The 17,236-nt window shown below is 41.5% G+C and carries 21 protein-coding genes and 1 other RNA gene; 14 read left to right on the forward strand and 8 right to left on the reverse strand.

Annotated features, from left to right (window positions below; translation table 11 throughout):
* The first annotated feature begins 60 nt into the window (after positions 1–60).
* A non-coding RNA gene (ssrS, locus tag KJS58_RS09100) (6S RNA) lies at positions 61–251 on the forward strand.
* Positions 252–483: 232 nt separating this feature from the next.
* Positions 484–879, forward strand: coding sequence for a DUF1499 domain-containing protein (locus KJS58_RS09105; RefSeq protein ID WP_213532196.1), 396 nt, complete (start codon positions 484–486; stop codon positions 877–879).
* Positions 880–932: 53 nt separating this feature from the next.
* Here the strand turns inward: KJS58_RS09105 and tpx are convergent, their stop codons facing one another.
* Positions 933–1,451: a thiol peroxidase gene (gene tpx, locus KJS58_RS09110; RefSeq protein WP_213532197.1), complete on the reverse strand. Its 519-nt coding sequence runs from the start codon at positions 1,449–1,451 to the stop codon at positions 933–935.
* Positions 1,452–1,552: 101 nt separating this feature from the next.
* Here tpx and KJS58_RS09115 point away from each other — a divergent pair, with 101 nt between their 5' ends.
* Together KJS58_RS09115 and gltC are read left to right on the forward strand one after the other, a co-directional pair.
* Entirely contained in the window at positions 1,553–2,173 is a 621-nt protein-coding gene (locus KJS58_RS09115) for a rhomboid family intramembrane serine protease (RefSeq protein ID WP_213532198.1), read from the forward strand.
* An 88-nt stretch (positions 2,174–2,261) separates the two neighbouring features.
* The gene (gene gltC / locus KJS58_RS09120) at positions 2,262–3,173 is read left to right on the forward strand and encodes a glutamate biosynthesis transcriptional regulator GltC (protein WP_213532199.1); all 912 of its coding nucleotides are present in this window, start codon (positions 2,262–2,264) and stop codon (positions 3,171–3,173) included.
* Positions 3,174–3,195: 22 nt separating this feature from the next.
* On the opposite strand, the gene KJS58_RS09125 is transcribed toward gltC, so the two are convergent.
* Together KJS58_RS09125 and KJS58_RS09130 are read right to left on the reverse strand one after the other, a co-directional pair.
* A complete protein-coding gene (locus KJS58_RS09125; RefSeq protein ID WP_213532200.1) occupies positions 3,196–3,870 on the reverse strand; it encodes a zinc metallopeptidase in 675 nt (224 codons plus the stop codon).
* A 28-nt stretch (positions 3,871–3,898) separates the two neighbouring features.
* Positions 3,899–4,327 carry a MerR family transcriptional regulator gene (locus KJS58_RS09130; protein WP_213532258.1) on the reverse strand — a complete coding sequence of 143 codons (429 nt, stop codon included), beginning with the start codon at positions 4,325–4,327 and terminating at the stop codon, positions 3,899–3,901.
* 297 nt (positions 4,328–4,624) lie between these two features.
* Between KJS58_RS09130 and KJS58_RS09135 the strand changes: the two genes are divergently transcribed.
* Both KJS58_RS09135 and KJS58_RS09140 read left to right on the forward strand, forming a co-directional pair.
* Entirely contained in the window at positions 4,625–5,671 is a 1,047-nt protein-coding gene (locus tag KJS58_RS09135; RefSeq protein WP_249717064.1) for a DUF294 nucleotidyltransferase-like domain-containing protein, read from the forward strand.
* A complete protein-coding gene (locus tag KJS58_RS09140) occupies positions 5,668–6,405 on the forward strand; it encodes an exonuclease domain-containing protein (RefSeq protein ID WP_213532202.1) in 738 nt (245 codons plus the stop codon). Before KJS58_RS09135 ends, KJS58_RS09140 begins: the two co-directional genes overlap by 4 nt.
* Here KJS58_RS09140 and KJS58_RS09145 read toward each other — a convergent pair.
* Positions 6,391–6,822 carry a M67 family metallopeptidase gene (locus tag KJS58_RS09145; protein ID WP_213532203.1) on the reverse strand — a complete coding sequence of 144 codons (432 nt, stop codon included), beginning with the start codon at positions 6,820–6,822 and terminating at the stop codon, positions 6,391–6,393. The two genes, KJS58_RS09140 and KJS58_RS09145, sit on opposite strands and share 15 nt — an antisense overlap.
* A gap of 164 nt (positions 6,823–6,986) precedes the next feature.
* On the opposite strand from KJS58_RS09145, the gene KJS58_RS09150 reads away from it, so the two are divergent.
* Complete coding sequence (locus tag KJS58_RS09150; RefSeq protein ID WP_213532204.1) at positions 6,987–7,553, forward strand: TlpA family protein disulfide reductase; 567 nt, start codon at positions 6,987–6,989, stop codon at positions 7,551–7,553.
* Between the two features lie 56 nt (positions 7,554–7,609).
* Here the strand turns inward: KJS58_RS09150 and cimA are convergent, their stop codons facing one another.
* Positions 7,610–9,229, reverse strand: coding sequence for a citramalate synthase (cimA, locus tag KJS58_RS09155; RefSeq protein WP_213532205.1), 1,620 nt, complete (start codon positions 9,227–9,229; stop codon positions 7,610–7,612).
* Positions 9,230–9,453: 224 nt separating this feature from the next.
* Here cimA and KJS58_RS09160 point away from each other — a divergent pair, with 224 nt between their 5' ends.
* Together KJS58_RS09160 and KJS58_RS09165 are read left to right on the forward strand one after the other, a co-directional pair.
* The gene (locus KJS58_RS09160; protein ID WP_213532206.1) at positions 9,454–10,734 is read left to right on the forward strand and encodes a DNA polymerase IV; all 1,281 of its coding nucleotides are present in this window, start codon (positions 9,454–9,456) and stop codon (positions 10,732–10,734) included.
* A gap of 126 nt (positions 10,735–10,860) precedes the next feature.
* Positions 10,861–11,103, forward strand: coding sequence for a ferredoxin (locus tag KJS58_RS09165; protein WP_160033042.1), 243 nt, complete (start codon positions 10,861–10,863; stop codon positions 11,101–11,103).
* 168 nt (positions 11,104–11,271) lie between these two features.
* Here the strand turns inward: KJS58_RS09165 and KJS58_RS09170 are convergent, their stop codons facing one another.
* Complete coding sequence (locus KJS58_RS09170) at positions 11,272–11,418, reverse strand: hypothetical protein (RefSeq protein ID WP_191798136.1); 147 nt, start codon at positions 11,416–11,418, stop codon at positions 11,272–11,274.
* Positions 11,419–11,733: 315 nt separating this feature from the next.
* Here KJS58_RS09170 and KJS58_RS09175 point away from each other — a divergent pair, with 315 nt between their 5' ends.
* The 3 genes from KJS58_RS09175 to KJS58_RS09185 are packed head-to-tail and all read left to right on the forward strand — an operon-like array spanning position 11,734 to position 14,181.
* The gene (locus KJS58_RS09175; protein ID WP_213532207.1) at positions 11,734–12,828 is read left to right on the forward strand and encodes a quinone-dependent dihydroorotate dehydrogenase; all 1,095 of its coding nucleotides are present in this window, start codon (positions 11,734–11,736) and stop codon (positions 12,826–12,828) included.
* Positions 12,829–12,887: 59 nt separating this feature from the next.
* Positions 12,888–13,700 carry a GTP diphosphokinase gene (gene yjbM, locus KJS58_RS09180; protein WP_213532208.1) on the forward strand — a complete coding sequence of 271 codons (813 nt, stop codon included), beginning with the start codon at positions 12,888–12,890 and terminating at the stop codon, positions 13,698–13,700.
* On the forward strand, positions 13,690–14,181 hold the full coding sequence (locus KJS58_RS09185) for a DUF309 domain-containing protein (RefSeq protein WP_213532259.1): 492 nt from the start codon (positions 13,690–13,692) through the stop codon (positions 14,179–14,181). The genes yjbM and KJS58_RS09185 overlap by 11 nt, the downstream gene beginning before the upstream one ends.
* 81 nt (positions 14,182–14,262) lie before the next feature.
* Here KJS58_RS09185 and KJS58_RS09190 read toward each other — a convergent pair whose 3' ends face one another.
* Complete coding sequence (locus tag KJS58_RS09190; RefSeq protein ID WP_213532209.1) at positions 14,263–14,751, reverse strand: PCYCGC motif-containing (lipo)protein; 489 nt, start codon at positions 14,749–14,751, stop codon at positions 14,263–14,265.
* Positions 14,748–15,317 carry a thioredoxin family protein gene (locus KJS58_RS09195; protein WP_213532210.1) on the reverse strand — a complete coding sequence of 190 codons (570 nt, stop codon included), beginning with the start codon at positions 15,315–15,317 and terminating at the stop codon, positions 14,748–14,750. Before KJS58_RS09195 ends, KJS58_RS09190 begins: the two co-directional genes overlap by 4 nt.
* Positions 15,318–15,605: 288 nt before the next feature.
* On the opposite strand from KJS58_RS09195, the gene KJS58_RS09200 reads away from it, so the two are divergent.
* Together KJS58_RS09200 and KJS58_RS09205 are read left to right on the forward strand one after the other, a co-directional pair.
* On the forward strand, positions 15,606–16,382 hold the full coding sequence (locus KJS58_RS09200) for a pseudouridine synthase (protein ID WP_213532211.1): 777 nt from the start codon (positions 15,606–15,608) through the stop codon (positions 16,380–16,382).
* A 25-nt stretch (positions 16,383–16,407) separates the two neighbouring features.
* Positions 16,408–17,214, forward strand: coding sequence for a Cof-type HAD-IIB family hydrolase (locus KJS58_RS09205; RefSeq protein WP_213532260.1), 807 nt, complete (start codon positions 16,408–16,410; stop codon positions 17,212–17,214).
* Positions 17,215–17,236: the final 22 nt, after the last annotated feature.

A 17,236-nucleotide genomic window follows, 5' to 3' on the forward strand; every position in this document is an offset into this window, starting at 1 on the left:
ATGATTAGCATATTCTGTTTTCTTATTTACTTTTACATGGAATAGCGCTATAATTGTTTCTACATCCTGCGATGTTCGTATCGGTTATTCGTTGTTTTTGAACCAATGACTATGTCTCGGGAGATCAAACGAGGTGCGGCTGAAACGCCCTGTCTATATGACATGGGGACTTCATAACCAGCTCTGAGATCACCCACCTGCTATCGCAGGTTCAGAAGACAATATAATCGGACGGCATTTGCGGGAATCCTTTTCAGGATTTAAGAAACATCTCCACGTACTCTGTAAGGGTGCTTTGAGATGTTTTTTTAGTTTTATTAGAAATGGTGAATAGACAGCAGCTCATCAGTCTTCCCGTTCTAATTACGAATCGATTTTATTATAATTACATAGGTTGTTTCTGCTCACTTTTGTTCTGCGATAGAGAATGTTACACTAGACTAAAGAAAAAAGGGAGCGGCTATATATAAAGGGGGAAGAGTCTTGTCACTCAAAAGAACACTTGTCGGTATTATCCGCAGTATGGAAGGAACAAGCGATCGAGCTAAGGATCCCAAAATGAAAACGCGTTACTATAACTTGTCTAGAGACAAAGCATGGGATGAAATTTCCTCTCTAATGAAGAAGATACCTGGCTACAAAGTACTTCACGAGGTTCCTTCTGTGGGTGAAATTACGATGGAGAAACGCACTACATTTGGTCGTACATTAGATATTACGGTGACTTTAATTCAAGTGACACCTGTCCGTACGGCGGTTGATATTTATTCTGCTTCAAAAGGTTCATTAGGGGATCTTGGAGCGAATTATCGAATTATACTTCAAATTTTTGATATTATTGATAAGAAGCTCTCCAGGTATAAAGTAACCGGAGAATAAAATAAAAAGCGAGCAAGGACAAGTCCTCGTTCGCTTTTTTTGTGTGACAGGAATTACAAAAGTTCTTTCACTGCTTGAATTGCTGTTTCATAGTTAGGTGGCTCTGTCATTTCTGCCAGATACTCAACATATGTAATTTTGTCGTTTGCATCAATAACAAAAATAGAACGCATATCAAGTGCGAATTCTTTAATGAGAACACCATATGCTTTGCCAAAGGAGTTCGTTTTGTAATCCGAAAGGGTTACCACTTTATCCACGCCAGCTGCACCGCACCAACGAGCTTGAGCAAAAGGTAGATCTGCGCTTACTGTTAAAATGACTACATTCTCTCCAAGAGAAGCAGCCTCTTCATTGAAACGGCGAGTTTGTGCATCGCACACACCCGTATCAAGGGAAGGAACGACGCTGATCAGTTTGACTTTTCCAGCATAGTCCGAAAGATTTACTTCAGTAAGCAAGTCTTTGTTTAGTGTAAAGTCGGGAGCTTGATCCCCCACTTTCAGTTCAGGTCCGATCAGTGTGAGAGGACTACCTTTAAATGTGGCTACGCCACTACGTTCTTGGGACATCTATGTCTACCTCCTTGAAATTGGTTATCTTCATACTTATCTATTATAATCGTATTAACAAGTTTATGTCCAATGTAGTGCATTTAAGAAAGGGTGTAGTTATGATTTTTTTGCGTTATGAAAACTGGAAAGGGTACATAAAGTATTATCCGATAACCACGTTACTACTTGCAGCTAACGTCATTATGTTTATGGTATTAGTCTTTAATGGCGGATCGGAGAATCCATACACCTTATTAAAGTTTGGAGCTTTAGCTAATATCCCTCCTTTGAATGAGGAAGTATGGCGCTTGTTCGCTTCGATGTTCCTTCATTCTGGATTTAGTCATTTGTTCTTTAATTGTTTTGCATTGCTGGTATTTGCACCGCCGCTGGAGAGATTACTCGGTTGGTGGAAATATGCTTTTTTATACTTAGCAAGTGGTTTTATTGGTAATTTAATCACACAGGGTTATTATAATAACCTATCGTCACCAACGTATGCGGTGGGAGCATCAGGTGCAATCTATGGTGTCTATGGTGCATTTTTATATATAGCTATTTTCCAGCGTAACAAGATGGATGAAGCCTCAAGGAAAGTGATGTTTACCATTTTAGGATTCGGTATTATTTTTTCTTTGGGTGTAGCCAATATTAATTTAGTTGCTCACTTTGGCGGGCTGATTGCTGGATTTTTCATATACGGGTTACTAATTAGATTATTTAAACAGAAGCATCGTTGATTCATTTGTGCTTGCATGATACAGTAGAGTCAAGAAGAGTATCCTTGGTATACTTGGATGGTTTTAGTAGATTGGAGCGATTAAACGAGTGGAACTACGACAGTTGCAGTACTTTTTAAAGGTTGCACAGAAAGAACACGTGACTCAAGCTGCGGAAGAGCTTCATGTAGCTCAGTCCGCAGTAAGTCGCCAGATTCATCATCTTGAAGAGGAACTCGGAGTCGACTTGTTTATGCACAAGGGAAGAAATTTGCAACTTACTCCTGTGGGACAATTATTCTGTAAAAGAGTTGAGGGGATTCTTAAGGATTTGGATCGGGCTGTTGGTGAGGTGCATGAATTTTCGGACCCTGAAAAAGGGGAAATTCGTATTGGTTTCCCGCATAGTCTTGGTATCCACCTTATTCCTTCTGTCGTTTCGGAGTTTAGAAAGCGCTATCCTAATGTGAAGTTTAAGTTTAAACAAGGTATGTACCCAACATTGATTAGAGATGTATTATCTTCAGAAGTAGATCTAGCGTTTATTTCTCCTTTTCCTGAAAAACATGAGCAGATCGGCGGGGATGTCGTTCTTACAGAAGAGTTGTATGCCATTTTACCACAAAACCACCCGCTTGCTGGAGAAGAAAGCATTCGATTGGAACAATTAAAGGAAGATAAGTTTATCTTATTTAGCAAAGGTTATTCTCTAAGGCCGATCGTATGGCATGCTTGTTTAGAAGCAGGATTTACTCCGAGGATTGCATTTGAAGGAGAAGAGACCGATGCAATACGTGGTCTTGTAGCAGCTGGGATGGGAGTGAGTGTTCTTCCGGAAATGGCCTTATTTCAAACTAACCCGCTTCAACCTGCTAGAGTAAGGTTATCAAGCCCAAGAGTAACTCGTTCCATCGGACTTATTCATCGAAATGATGAGAAGCTACCGCTCGTTGCGCAGTCTTTCCGGTCATTTTTACTTGATTACTTTGGCTTAGAAAATAACAAAACCCCAGTCAATTAAGACTGGGGTTCTTATATATTCGCTATTCACGGTTGCTTGTGAAGATCGCAATATATCTAATAAGCTCAAGCAGTGAGATAAGAGCAGCTGCAACATAAGTCAGGGCTGCGGCATTAAGAACTTTACCAACGCCACGTTCTTCTTCTCTCTGGATATATCCTTCTTGTACAATAATGTCGCGAGCACGGTTGCTGGCATTAAATTCAACGGGAAGGGTAATCAATTGAAAAGCTACCGTTACCGAGAAGAAAATGATACCAATACCAATTAAGTTAAATGCATTAAAGAGAAATCCACCCAAAATAAGAAATGGTGCAATACCGGATGCGAAGTTCACGACTGGGAAAATTTTGTGACGCAATACGAGCATTGGATAATGTTCTTTATGCTGAATCGCGTGACCTACCTCGTGAGATGCAACAGAGATGGCTGAAATCGATCTTTCGTAGTACACTGGCTCTGACAGACGAACCACACGGTGAATCGGATCATAGTGGTCAGAAAGAGCTCCCCGCACAGGCTCAATCGGTACATCATGAAGTCCATTGAGATCGAGCATGCGTCTTGCAACATCATAGCCCGTCATTCCTGTTGTGTTTTCCACTTTAGCCCATTTGTTAAAGGTACCTTTTACTCGGAATTGGGCCCAAAGTGACAATATAAATGCAACGATAATTAGAACATACAGAAATCCCATAAATTTACCTCCATACTATTATGAATAACTACATCATGGAGCTTTCAAGCAAAATCTTCAGTGCTTCCATACAAGCGGCACTTTTCGTTAATAACCCTGCAACGACTTTGCGCTGATGGGTAGGTTTCATGTCTTGAAGGAGAGGTTTTAGTTCATTCATTTCTCGTTCAAGCTGCTGTACATGAATTTCCAGACTGTTAAGTTTGCTTGTAACCTGCTCATTCGAGGAAACAGAGCTCCATTTTTCTAAAGACTGTTTAATCTCATCGAGACTATACTTCTCTAGTTTCATCTGGATAATACGTTCTAGACGAGACAAGGTTTCATGATTGTATAATCTATAGTTTTTTTGTGTACGTTGCTCTGGCGTAATCAGCCCAAGCTTCGTGTAATAGTCAATCGTACGTTCACTGACACCGGCAGCTTTCGACAATTCACCGATTCGATACAGCTTCATATCCCCATCGAGAACACTCACCTTTCCCTATTCAATAAACAATATGATACATGATGAAGAACCGTACAGTCAAACGTTACACTTTTTAGGTCATTATATACACTTGCTCTCATAATTAGTCAAAAAAATAAACGAAAATGGAAACGATTTCATTTAGAGATATACATTGTAAATATGATGTGGTGATGATTATAATCTTAATGATAAATAATTTCTTGTTTGATGTTAATTTATATGACATATATATACCAACTTTTGAATGAGGGCTCTATGCAAAAAGGACAGGAGGCAGGAAATATGGATAACCTGGAAAATGTGGATTCCGCCTTTACATTGAAGCAAGCTCGAATGAAGAAACAAGAGGAATTACAAAATGATATAGATCAAATAAATATACTGGACTGGTATCAACGCGTTAATGATTTGCATGATGCCATTGCGGAGAAAGCGATAGAACTTACAGAAAAAGAAATGCGGGAAGAGGGTTATGGTCAGGCACCCGTTCCTTATGCTTTCGTTGTATTTGGCAGCTCTGGAAGAGGGGAAGCTACGCTGTGGAGCGATCAGGATAACGGACTTATTATCAGTGATGAAAGGCATCCAGACAAAGAACGTTTTTTCAAAGAGTTTGGTATAAGACTAAGCAATATGCTGGAGTCAGCAGGTTATGCTAAATGTGAAGGAAAAGTAATGTGTTCTGAAGCATTATGGGCAAGAACGCTCTCTTCCTGGAGGGAGCAGCTTAGTGAATGGTCGAATGACTTACAATGGGAACCGGTACGCTACTATATTATTGCTGCTGATATGAGGCATGTTGAGGGAGATCTCACTTTATCCCATCAGTTTCAGGAATATTTTTCTTTCCTATTTGAATCCACGCCTGATCTGGCTGCGGCTGTATTACGTAACACGGTAAGGCATAAGGCTACCTTAAATATCCTTGGTCAAGTAGTGAAGGAACGTTTTGGGGAACATGCTGGGGGATTTGATGTGAAATACGGTATGTATATTCCGCTTGTGAACAGCGGGCGCTATTACGCTTTACAGCACGGTCTAAAAGAGACAAATACACTTCAGCGCCTAAAGAAACTTTCGACTCTTGAAGCAGCTCCGTCCAATCTCATTGAATCCTGTGAAAAAGCATTCTTGATTGCACTGCATTTAAGAAGAAGCGCTCAGATGAAGGAAGATCATGGGGTATTATCAAGCAGCGGATATATTGATCAGGATCAGTTAAAAGAGAGGAACACTTTAGATAAACTGAGACTAGGGCTGTCTGCTGTCAAGAAAATTCACCGGAATCTGCAAAGACAACTTCGATTTGTCGAGAGGGGCCGTCTATGAAAGAGCCAAGCAGGGGGAATAACGGTTTTTGGAACTCGTTTAGACAAGGCGGAGTACCATCTGCGATTGCTTCTATGATGGGGACTCCTACGGCACAGCAAATGGCTTTTTTACGATCTCTCATGAGAGAAAATCGACGGCCGGAGACCCTCCGGACGCCGCTTAATGAACTGGATGCCGTTGTATTTGATTTAGAGACGACAGGTTTTGCTCCCCAGCATGGAGATGAGATTTTGTCTTTTGGTGCTGTGCGAGTTATGGGAGGTAAAGTGATAGAAGAAGAACAGTTTTATACTCTTGTTAAAACGAGGAACAGGATCCCGGAGCACATAGCCGAGCTTACTGGAATCACAACCGAAATGACCCAGGATGCTCCTCAGCTTTTGAATGGACTGCATGATTTTATGTCTTTTGTAGGCGGGCGGGTTCTTGTAGCTCATGCGAGTGCACATGACAAATCTTTTCTGAATGCTGCCTTATGGAAAACCTCAAAAGTGAGACTAAGCCACCGCGTCATTGATACCATGATGCTGGCGAGATGGCTTGAACCGCAGCGATCTGGTTATGGACTTGATGAATTGCTTCAATCAAGAAATATTGAAATTAAGGGGAGACATCATGCATTAGAAGATGCGATGATGACAGCGCGTTTATGGGGAGCCTATCTCGATGATATCTCGAAAATGAATGTGGTAACCTTGTCTGATTTATATCATCATCTAAGTCACGCATAGTGCGGCATGCCTAAGGCTGTACCCATGATCTTGTTGTACCACCTCATAAGCTTTAACTTCTAATCGCTGCGCATTGGGATTGATTCCCGCAATGAGATACACCTTCATTAATTGTCCGTAAGACTGCAAGTTCTGAAGATCCTCAGCTGAGGGAAACGGAGCGGAAATAGGATGTGTGTGATATAGACCTATTAAATCAGGAGAAGTCAGTAAATGATGGACCCACACTTCAGGTTCGAGCTCAAAGTGATGATTGGGTTCTGCTGCCACGTTTTTGACAGGTATAATGGAATGGATGTCAACAGAATCAGCAATTGACGAAGTTCCTAGCAGTAAACCGCACCCTTCAGAAGGCCAAGATGTATGGAAGTGATTTTTTATTTGTTCGTTAGTTGCAGCCGTCATTCGGATGATCATGTTAAGAAGCTCCTTCTTCTTTTTATAGATAAGAAACATGCGGCTCCTTTTTAGAAAAGGAGTTTTTTGTGATATAATTAACCAAAATTAGGGGTAAAATGAGATCAATAGGAAATCAATTATGAAAGCATATATAGTCTATAACAATGAAAAAGGATGGGCAAATGAAACGTAACTTGTATATATGGGCTGGGATTCTACTGCTGATCGGTTTTGCTTTTTGGCAAACGAGTAATAAAGAAGGGGGTCTGTCTATTCAAAATGTATTCCAAACGGACAACCCTATTCCTACAGAAACGGGTGCGAAAGCAGGACTGCTTGCTCCACCTTTTGAGTTAAAGGGACTTGAGAATAAAGAAACTTATACAGTAGGCGGGACAAGAGAAAAAGCGCTCCTGCTTAATTTTTGGGCTTCTTGGTGTGATCCTTGTAAGATGGAAGCTGGATCGTTAAATCTGCTTGCGAAAAACTACAAAGATGGGCTTGATGTATACGGAGTTAATGTAACAAAATATGATACTGTAAAAGACGCTAAACAATTTGTTGACACATTTAAACTTCAATTTCCAATCCTAACGGATGAAGATGGAGCTGTTTATGATTTATATAAAGGAATGGCATTTCCGACGAATGTTCTGATTGACAAAAACGGCGTGATCCAAGAAATTATTCTGGGTATTCTGACAGAGGAAGAACTAGAGAAGAAAGTCCGGGCACTTGTGAAAAAATAAAAAGAGGCTGCAGATGATGAGATCTGCAGCCTCTTTTGCATATATAAGATCAGAGCTTAATGGTTTACTAATCCTTGCTGCGGCAAAGCATCCGGTTCAATGAACTCGGAAGGATCTTCCTCGAGAAGTGCATACCGGAAACTGTGCACGAGTGCCTCCCAGCTGGCTTCAATAATATTCTCAGAAACGCCTACGGTGTTCCAGGAATCAGTGAAGTTTTTGGATTCGATAAGAACCCTAACTTTGGCAGCTGTCGTATCTTTATCGTCAAGGACTCTAACTTTATAGTCGGATAAATGCATATTTTTTAAAGATGGATAGTAAGTAATGAGTGCTTTACGAAGTGCATTATCCAGTGCATTCAGCGGACCGTTACCTTCTGCAGCAGTATAGTGACTGCGTCCACCAACGTTTATTTTGACAAAAGCTTCGGAAACAACCGGTTTGCCGACATTTTTTTCAACCAACATCTTAAAAGACTCAAAAGTGAATAGTTCTTGCATATCACCGTTTGCTTCCCGAATGAGGAGTTCAAGAGAAGCATCTGCTCCTTCAAACTGATAGCCCTGATGTTCGAGATCTTTAATTTTATTAATTACGTTTTTTGTCTGTTCACTGGTTGGATCAAATTCAATTCCCATGTCTTTGGCCTTGGAAATAATGTTGCTTTGTCCTGCAAGCTCAGATACGAGTATTCTTTGTTTGTTACCGACTTGTTCGGGAACAATATGTTCATAAGTACGAGAATCACGCATGATGGCCGATACATGAATGCCGCCTTTATGAGCAAAAGCTGCGTTACCTACATACGGCTGATTTACCGGCATATTGACATTTGCAATCTCGCTGATATATCTAGCGACATTGGTTAACTGTGCAAGTTTTTCTTCTTCTACGCATTCATAGCCGAATTTCAGCTGCAAATTTGGAATGACGGAGCACAGATTCGCGTTACCACAACGTTCTCCGTAGCCATTGATCGTCCCTTGGACTTGTCTTGCCCCGCTATTTATGGCTGCCAGTGTATTGGCTACAGCCAGCTCACAGTCGTTATGGGTATGGATGCCGAATTTTGCATTTGGCAGTTGCTCTGTCAGGGACGAGACCACCTCATGTACTTCATGCGGCATCGTTCCCCCGTTCGTATCACACATCACAAGCCAGTCAGCGCCGGCTTCATATGCTTTTTTCATTACAGAGACGGCATACGCCGGATTGTTTTTATAACCGTCAAAAAAATGTTCCGCATCAAAAATGACCTCTAGTCCGCTTTGTTTCAAATAATGGATGGAGTCATAAATCATTTCTAAGTTTTCTTCTAGTGTCGTTTGGAGTGCAGTATGCACATGAAAATCCCAAGACTTGCCCACGAGCGTAGCTGCATCTGCACCTGATTCAATAATACGATTTAGATTCGCATCTTCTGCAGCAACACTGCCCTTACGGCGTGTACTGCCAAAGGCTACGATTTTTGCAGAAAGTCCGAGCTCCTGAACTCGCTTGAAAAATTCAATGTCTTTCGTGTTACTACCTGGAATGCCGCCTTCAATATACTGTACTCCAAGAAAATCAAGCTTCTTGGCAATATGTAATTTGTCGTCTACAGATAAACTGATTCCTTCACCTTGTGTGCCATCGCGAAGTGTAGTATCGAAGATAGAGATGGACTTAGACATGATATATTATCCCCCTTTTAAGAAGTCACCCTTAACTTTATAATTTTACTATTATATCAGTTCTTACCTGGAAAGTAAGATGTTATTTTGTAATTATTGTAGATGAATCCATTTATTTTGGACGTAATCCGGTATACTTAAGGAGATTTTAACGGTAAAATAAAGTTTTTGATGAATTGATTTTCTATCTATTTAACGAGTAAAAGAGTAAGGAAGGTATCCGCATGGAGAACGTAAAGGATTATTATCCTGTGAAGGGCCGCGTCATTTTACATGTAGATATGAATGCTTTTTATTGCTCCGTTCATGCTGCGGAAAGGCCTGATCTATATGCAGGGAAACCAACAGCCGTTGCGGGCAGCAGTGAAAAGCGCAAAGGAGTTATTGTCACTTGTTCTTACGAAGCACGTAAACTAGGAATCAGTACAGGAATGGTCGTAAATCAGGGACTTCGAAAATGTCCAGAACTTATCGTTATCACACCGGACTTTCACCTATATCGCAAATACTCCAAGGCATTTATGAAGATTGCCTATGAATATACGCCGGAACTTGAGGCCACCTCAATCGATGAATGTTATTTAGACATTACGGGTTCAAAACAATTCGGCACGCCGATCCAGATTGCAGAAGAAATTCAAAGAAGAATTAATGAAGAACTGGGGATTCCTTGTTCTATAGGGATTGCTCCTAATAAACTGCTGGCGAAAATGGGCTCAGATATGAAAAAGCCGAACGGCATTACCGTTCTTAGGTTGCGGGATGTTGAAAAAATACTATGGAGTAAGCCATGCGCGGAATTGTTTGGGATTGGACAAAAAACAGCAGAGAAATTGCGAAAACTTAACATTATGACAATTGGACAGCTTGCGAAGGCAAATGAACAAATGCTAAAAGATTATTTTGGCGTACTTGGAACATGGATGAAGCAAGCGGCTAATGGAATCAGTCATTCACCGGTACTCGCTGATCGTGAACCGAATAAGTCGATCGGGCACACCACAACGCTTCCTGAAGATATTTCGAATGAAAACGACATTAACCGAGTACTGCTGAATATCAGTGACCAAGTGGGGCGCCGTTTGAGAAGACAAGGAATGATGGCAGGCGGGATTCAGATTACCATTCGCACACCTGATATGAAAACCATTACTCGGTCCCATGCGCTGCAGGTACCAACTGATTACGACAAAGATATTTATAAAGAAGCTGTGAATTTATTTTACCGGCAGTTTGGTGCAGGGAAACCGATTAGGCTGCTTGGGATTACGCTGCAAAATCTAATTCCGAAGAGTGAATCAGTAGTGCAGCTGGATCTATTCGATTATCAAGAACAGCCAAAGAAAGAATCCCTTATAAAGGTAATGGACACGCTAAGAGATAAATTTGGAGAAAATGCGGTGGTAACTGCGGGGATGCTTGGAGACGATCCATCGACGCTGATCCGTAACTATAAATCACGTGGAACATCATTACAAAAAGATAATCTTTCTCTCCCAGAATAGGGACTTGACAATGTCCTAAGTACAGGTCAAAATGATTTGTGTTTGCTATCAGTTTGTATTAAACTATTTGTTAGTATAGGTAAAACCTACTGTTTGTTGTGTTTAAATATAGGAGGCAGAGAAAAAATGGCTAAGTATACTTGGGTAGAAAAAGATACATGTATCGCTTGCGGTGCTTGTGGTGCAACAGCACCTGATATTTATGATTACGATGATGAAGGTCTTGCAGAAGTGATTTATAGTGGGGATGCGAACCACGGTAACGTTGAAATCCCAGAAGATCTTCATGAAGATATGCAAGATGCTTGTGATGGATGCCCTACAGATTCCATCAAAGTTGCAGATACACCATTTAACATGGAAGGTTAATCCTATCCATTTCAGATGATCGCCTTGGTGCCGAGTTTCGGTGCCGGGCGTTTTTTTTGTGAAAATAAAGCAGTTAGATCTATGCTTTCCGGCATAGGCCGAGGACAGGAATCGAGCGAGGCTTGTCCACGGCCGAACGAATCCGGATCAACGATATTTCTGGCTGCATTAAGGGTTTGTTGATTCGCCGATAATGACGAAGACAGCAATTAAGATAATTAGGAGCAAAACGCTTAGTGCAGTCCAGAACAAGGCTTTCCGGTTTACTTCCTCTTTCTTTTGCTGCAAGCTTGGTTTCTTCCTCTTTTGAGACATGTCAGATGCTCCTTTCACGGCAAAAGTTAGGTTTTATCATAAGCTTTCTCTATTGTATTCAAACTGGGATAAATTATCAAAGTATTATATCTATCTAGATCTTCGTAAAAGGGTAGGGAGTTGGGTCTCTATCCCTTTTCTTTTGCAACAAAAAACGCTAAACTGGAGAGTAGAGGGGAAGCTGGTGATATCAAAAAGCAAGCTGTATTCATACTATATGTTGTAAGTTTACATACGATATAGCTAGATATAGCAATAGTGTTTTGATACATTTGTAAGCTCCCATAAATAGATCTAGTAAACGGAGTGGATGATTTGCTGTATCGTAATTTCGGAAAACCTTTTTTCTTCGCAATGGACGCTGAAAAAGCACACCATCTTGTTATAGGCAGTCTGAATAAAGCAGGCCGAATACCAGGAGGAGTGAGCTTACTTCGTTCCATGTATCGTGTACGTGAAACAGCGGATCTAGCTACTGATTTATTCGGTCTCCATTTTCCATCACCTATAGGTCTTGCTGCAGGACTGGATAAGAATGGGGAAGCTGTCCCTGGATTCTCTTCCATTGGATTTGGATTCATGGAAGTGGGAACCGTAACGCCAGAACCACAACCAGGAAATGAACAGCCTAGACTGTTCAGACTTCCTCAAGATGAAGCACTTGTTAACCGAATGGGATTTAATAACCAAGGTGCAGCAGCCATGGCAACGGTTTTATCCGGAATAAAGGAACGACCGATACCGGTTGGCATTAATATTGGAAAAAACAAGATCACTGCGAATGAGGATGCTCCATTAGATTATCGCAAGTGTATCGAAATGTTGTATTCGCATGCTGACTTTTTTGTTGTAAATATCAGTTCCCCAAATACACCGGATCTGCGCAGCTTGCAGCATGGAAGTGAACTTAGTGATTTGCTTGCCGCGGTTATGGATCAGATGAAGAAAGAATCTCAGAAATCAGGTGTAAAGAAGCCTGTTCTGGTTAAGATTGCACCGGATGTAACTGAGGTTGAACTGAAATATATGGTGGATACGATTTCAAAAAGCGGTGTTTCGGGTATCATAGCTACGAATACAACAATAAGCCGCGAAGGATTGACTCATGAGAATGCGAAAGAAACAGGTGGACTGAGCGGTAAGCCGCTTCGTGATCGTTCAACTGAAATCATCAGCCAGGTTTATCGTCAAACGAATGGGAAACTCCCTATTATCGGATCGGGAGGCATTTTTACAGCTAAAGATGCTTACGACAAGATTAAAGCGGGAGCAAGTCTGGTTGAGATTTATACCGCACTTATTTATGAAGGTCCTGAGATTAATCAACGTCTTCATGAAGGCCTTCGGGAACTGCTTCGCAAGGATGGTTATCGTCACATTTCCGAAGCGGTTGGAGCTGACCATAGATAAGTGGCTGGTACTATAATGATTAAGATTTAGGTATGAGCATAAGACAGGAGGCAGAGGCAATGGACGGAAGAGACTGGGGGACATTTTTGCTTCCTTACGAACAGGCCGTAGAGGAACTTAAGGTTAAGTTTAAAACAATGCGGGCAGAACTTAAAAAACGTGAAGAGTATGCACCTATCGAATTCGTAACCGGTCGCGTCAAGAAAATTTCAAGTATCTTGGATAAAGCCAAACGGCTTTCCGTGCCCATGAATGAAATTGAAACAGGGATCGAGGATATCGCAGGTATTCGGATCATGTGTCAATTTGTGGAGGATATTCGCAGAGTAGCCGAGTATATTCGGGAAAGAAAGGACTTAAGAGTTCTTTATGAGAAGGACTACATTACCAATTTCAAGGAAAGCGGTTATCGTAGTTTCCATATGATTGTTGAATATCCTGTCCAGACAGCGCTTGGTCAAAAGCATGTACTTGCTGAGATTCAGATTCGAACCCTGGCGATGAATTTCTGGGCTACCATTGAGCATTCCTTGAACTACAAATTTAGAGACAACCTGCCTGATATGGTAAGAGAACGACTGAAGAAAACGTCTGAAGCCGCCTTTATTCTGGACAATGAGATGTCTGCAATACGGCTAGAGATTCTGGAAGCACAAAAAACGTTTGAAGATGAATCCAGTATCATCTCCAAGACACTCGCCATCATTCATCAGTTATATTTTTATCACCTTGTGGATGAGGCGATTGAAGCACAAGAGAAATTTAATACGTATTGGCAAGCACACGATATCGAGGCGATAAAGCAATTATCCGGAGAAGTAAAGGAGCTGCTTAATAACGCAAGAAAAAGCAGTGAAACCGATGAGTTCTAAATACGATCCGCTCTATGTCGATTACCTGGTCTATTTTAACCGGGATCAGGATTACTTTGAGTGTCATGAAGTGCTCGAGGAATTGTGGCTTGCTGAGGATCGTGAGCCTGTATATAAAGGATTGTTGCAAGTCGCAGTAGGGATGTATCATTATCGGAATCAGAATCTGCGCGGGGCACGGTTAATGCTTACCAGCGCGATCCAGATTCTTGAACCGTATCCGGAGCAGATCCTGGGTATAGAACTTGGACTTCTTCTCTCATCTTGCCGTAGTGCCCTCGAGAAACTGCAGCACTCGGACCAAAGTCCTGTACCTTATCAGGATTATACAATTGTGATTTGGGATGATGAACTCGAAGAAGCGGTATACCAGAGGTCGAAGGAATTAAAACCGAGTATACCTCAGCGGAGAAGTCCGACACGCGGGAAAGTGTACGAGGAACGGATGAAAGCAATGGGTAAAAACGGATTCACGTCCTAATCATATAAACCCCCGACTCTTCACTGAGAAAGTGAAAGAAATCGGGGGTTTATATGATTATATATTTAGCTTTTGGCAGGATTAACCGGGATGTACTTCGCTAGAAGAAGGAGCACCTTCGGGAGCATATTTATCATCAATAAAGGTTTGGATTTCCTCAATCGATTTACCTGCTGCAGTGAGTTCTACGGTATCGCGTAGTTCTTCTAGACAAATACCGCACTGTGCACCGTGATCAGTCCAGGTCACTTCACCGTTCTCTTCTAGAGCGATGAAGCAGCGGTAAAGGGAATCATGAGCTGATTCATAATCCATACATCCACAGTAACAGTTGAGCATTTTCAGCTCCTCTTTAACTTGTCCGACAAGAGCGTAGGTCGCTTGTGTGTTATCCGTATATTTTGTGAGGAACTCAGGCATTTCAGTAAAAGAGGCACTTGCCTCATACTGTTCGCTTTCTTTGCCATGCATGGTGTGGTCGTGTCCTGCTTCTTTTTGCCCACAGGCACTTAGTGCAAGGCTACCGAAGATTAGACCGGCGAAGAGGGTTCCATACCATTTGGTTTTCAATTTACAGCATCTCCTTTATATTTCGTAAAGAATGCTTTGATATCTTCTTCCGTATAGCCGGTATTCGTACCTTCTTCTTGAATGCCGCCAACAAGACGCTCTTTCTCTACACCTTTCTCAAAATAAACAAGGGTTGGTGTAAATTCAATATTGTATTCTCTCCAGCCGCTGTCAAATTCTCTTAAATTAAACTGGGGAAGATCGACGCCTAAATCACCGGCAATCGGCATCAGTTTCGGTGTCGTTGCACGGCAGTGAGGACAATCAGAAGCAAAGAAATATACGAAAAAGTCTTCTTTGTTATCAATTTTTCCTTTGAGTTCTTCTGGCAGGATGATATTCTGATAATTCGGGTCATCTAATATTTCGATTGTTGATGCACTCAGCTGCGACTGAGGAAGCCCGTATACTTCATTAATATTTTTGTTATTGATCATATTCATGGTGATAAGTGCGCCGATCAGTATGACAAATGCAGCAATAAAGGCAATAATAGCAGTGTTCGATTTTTTGTTTTTCCTACCGGTATAGCCTGTCTTCGATTTGGTTTGTGTTTTAGAACTCATTGTTCATCCCCCGTCAATATGATAAATTATGGAACTAGTTTAATGCCCTTCATTATACAACATTACGCATTGTAGTGGAACAGAAATACGGGGATAGATTTGTTAGATAAGGTACAGACTGCGACAGATATTCTAATAACAGAACCACATGATCGTAATCTTATAGCGTTATAACTGCCTTTACGCTCTACAGAGCGTATGTAATCTTTGCTTTTTAAGTAATATGAACAATTTGTGAAGTCTTATTTGAATGAACTAATAACCAGAAGGATGGAGGTGGACTTTAGTATGAGTCAGCAAATAAATCAAAAGAAAACGGTGAAAAAGTTGCGAATAGACAAAATTTTAAGTCATATGGGATATGGCACTCGTTCGGAAATTAAGAAAGCAGTAAAGAATGGGTATGTTACGGTGAATGGAAAGCTGATCAAGGACAGCGGGATGCAAGTCGATCCTTATGAGGATTTGATTGAGATTGACGGTGAAACGGTGAAGTACAGAGAGTTCATTTATCTGATGCTTCATAAGCCGCCAGGAGTGATATCGGCTACAGAGGATGTAAGGGAAGAGACAGTAATTGATCTTCTCGATCCGGAATACGCATTGTTCCAGCCTTTTCCGGTCGGACGTTTAGACAAGGATACCGAAGGGCTGCTGATTCTCACGAATGACGGACAACTCTCACATAATTTATTGTCTCCGAAGAAGCATGTACCCAAAACATATGAAGCAATTGTCTCAGGGGAGATCGGAGAGAAAGAAATCCATGCTTTTCAGCAGGGCGTAACCCTCGATGATGGATACACAACGAAACCGGCGGTTCTAGAGATCATCTCTGTCGATTCTGGCGAAGAGGGAGATACTTCGCGCGTGCTGGTTACGATTCATGAAGGGAAATTCCATCAGGTTAAGCGGATGTTTGAAGCAGTTCAGTCGAAAGTCTTATATCTGAAGCGCATCTCTATGGGTGCTTTGCAGTTAGATCCACTGCTTCCCATTGGATCTTATCGTGAACTGACGGAGGAAGAACTGAATATTCTCACCGGGACGGATCTTGCAAAATAATAAAGAAATAAAGGATGGATCAAATATGAATTATAAACTGATTGCACTAGATGTAGATGGAACTCTTCTACATGATAATCATGAATTATCTGAAGAGAATAAAGATAGTATCAAGGCAGCGGCTAGCCGCGGGGCAGAGTTGGTGCTTTGCACCGGCAGAGGCCCGGTTAGTACGATACCGCTTATGAAGAAAATGGGGCTCAGCGGTTATGTGATCACACATAACGGAGCCGTTACCGTTGATACAAAAACGCAGGAAGTGATATACCAGTTCCCTATGGATGCGGAGGGACTACAGCCTTATGTAGATTATTGCCGAGAGCATGGGATTCATTTTGATGTGAATACGGCGTTTGGTTTATATATTGATAAAGCAGATCAAATGTCCCCGAAAGTGCGTGGTATGTATGATGAAGTTTTTCTAGAACCAATGAATTTGCCCCACTGGTCAGAATTAAGTGAACCGGTTGTGAAATTCTCGGCTTTTGGAGATCTCGATACGATGAATGAACTTGAAAAAGAATGGAACACTTGGAACAGCCCGTTTTATATGGTCCGCAGTGGAGATTTCTTCCTGGATCTTATGCATAAGGATGCTTCAAAAGGAGAAGCGCTGAGACGTCTTGCAGCGAGCAAGGGAATTGCTCGGGAGAACGTTCTGGCTATGGGAAACTACTATAATGATATTACGATGCTTACATTTGCAGGTAAGGGCATCGCGATGGATAATTCTCCTATTGATGTAAAGGCAGCTGCTGACGAAGTTACTCTGTCTAATAATGAAGATGGAGTTCATCATGCGCTCGAAAAATTTGTAATCGGCGTTAAGTAATATTCTTCCTTGTCCCAGGGTA

It is taken from the genome of Paenibacillus sp. J45TS6, from assembly GCF_018403285.1.
Lineage (GTDB): Bacteria > Bacillota > Bacilli > Paenibacillales > Paenibacillaceae > Paenibacillus.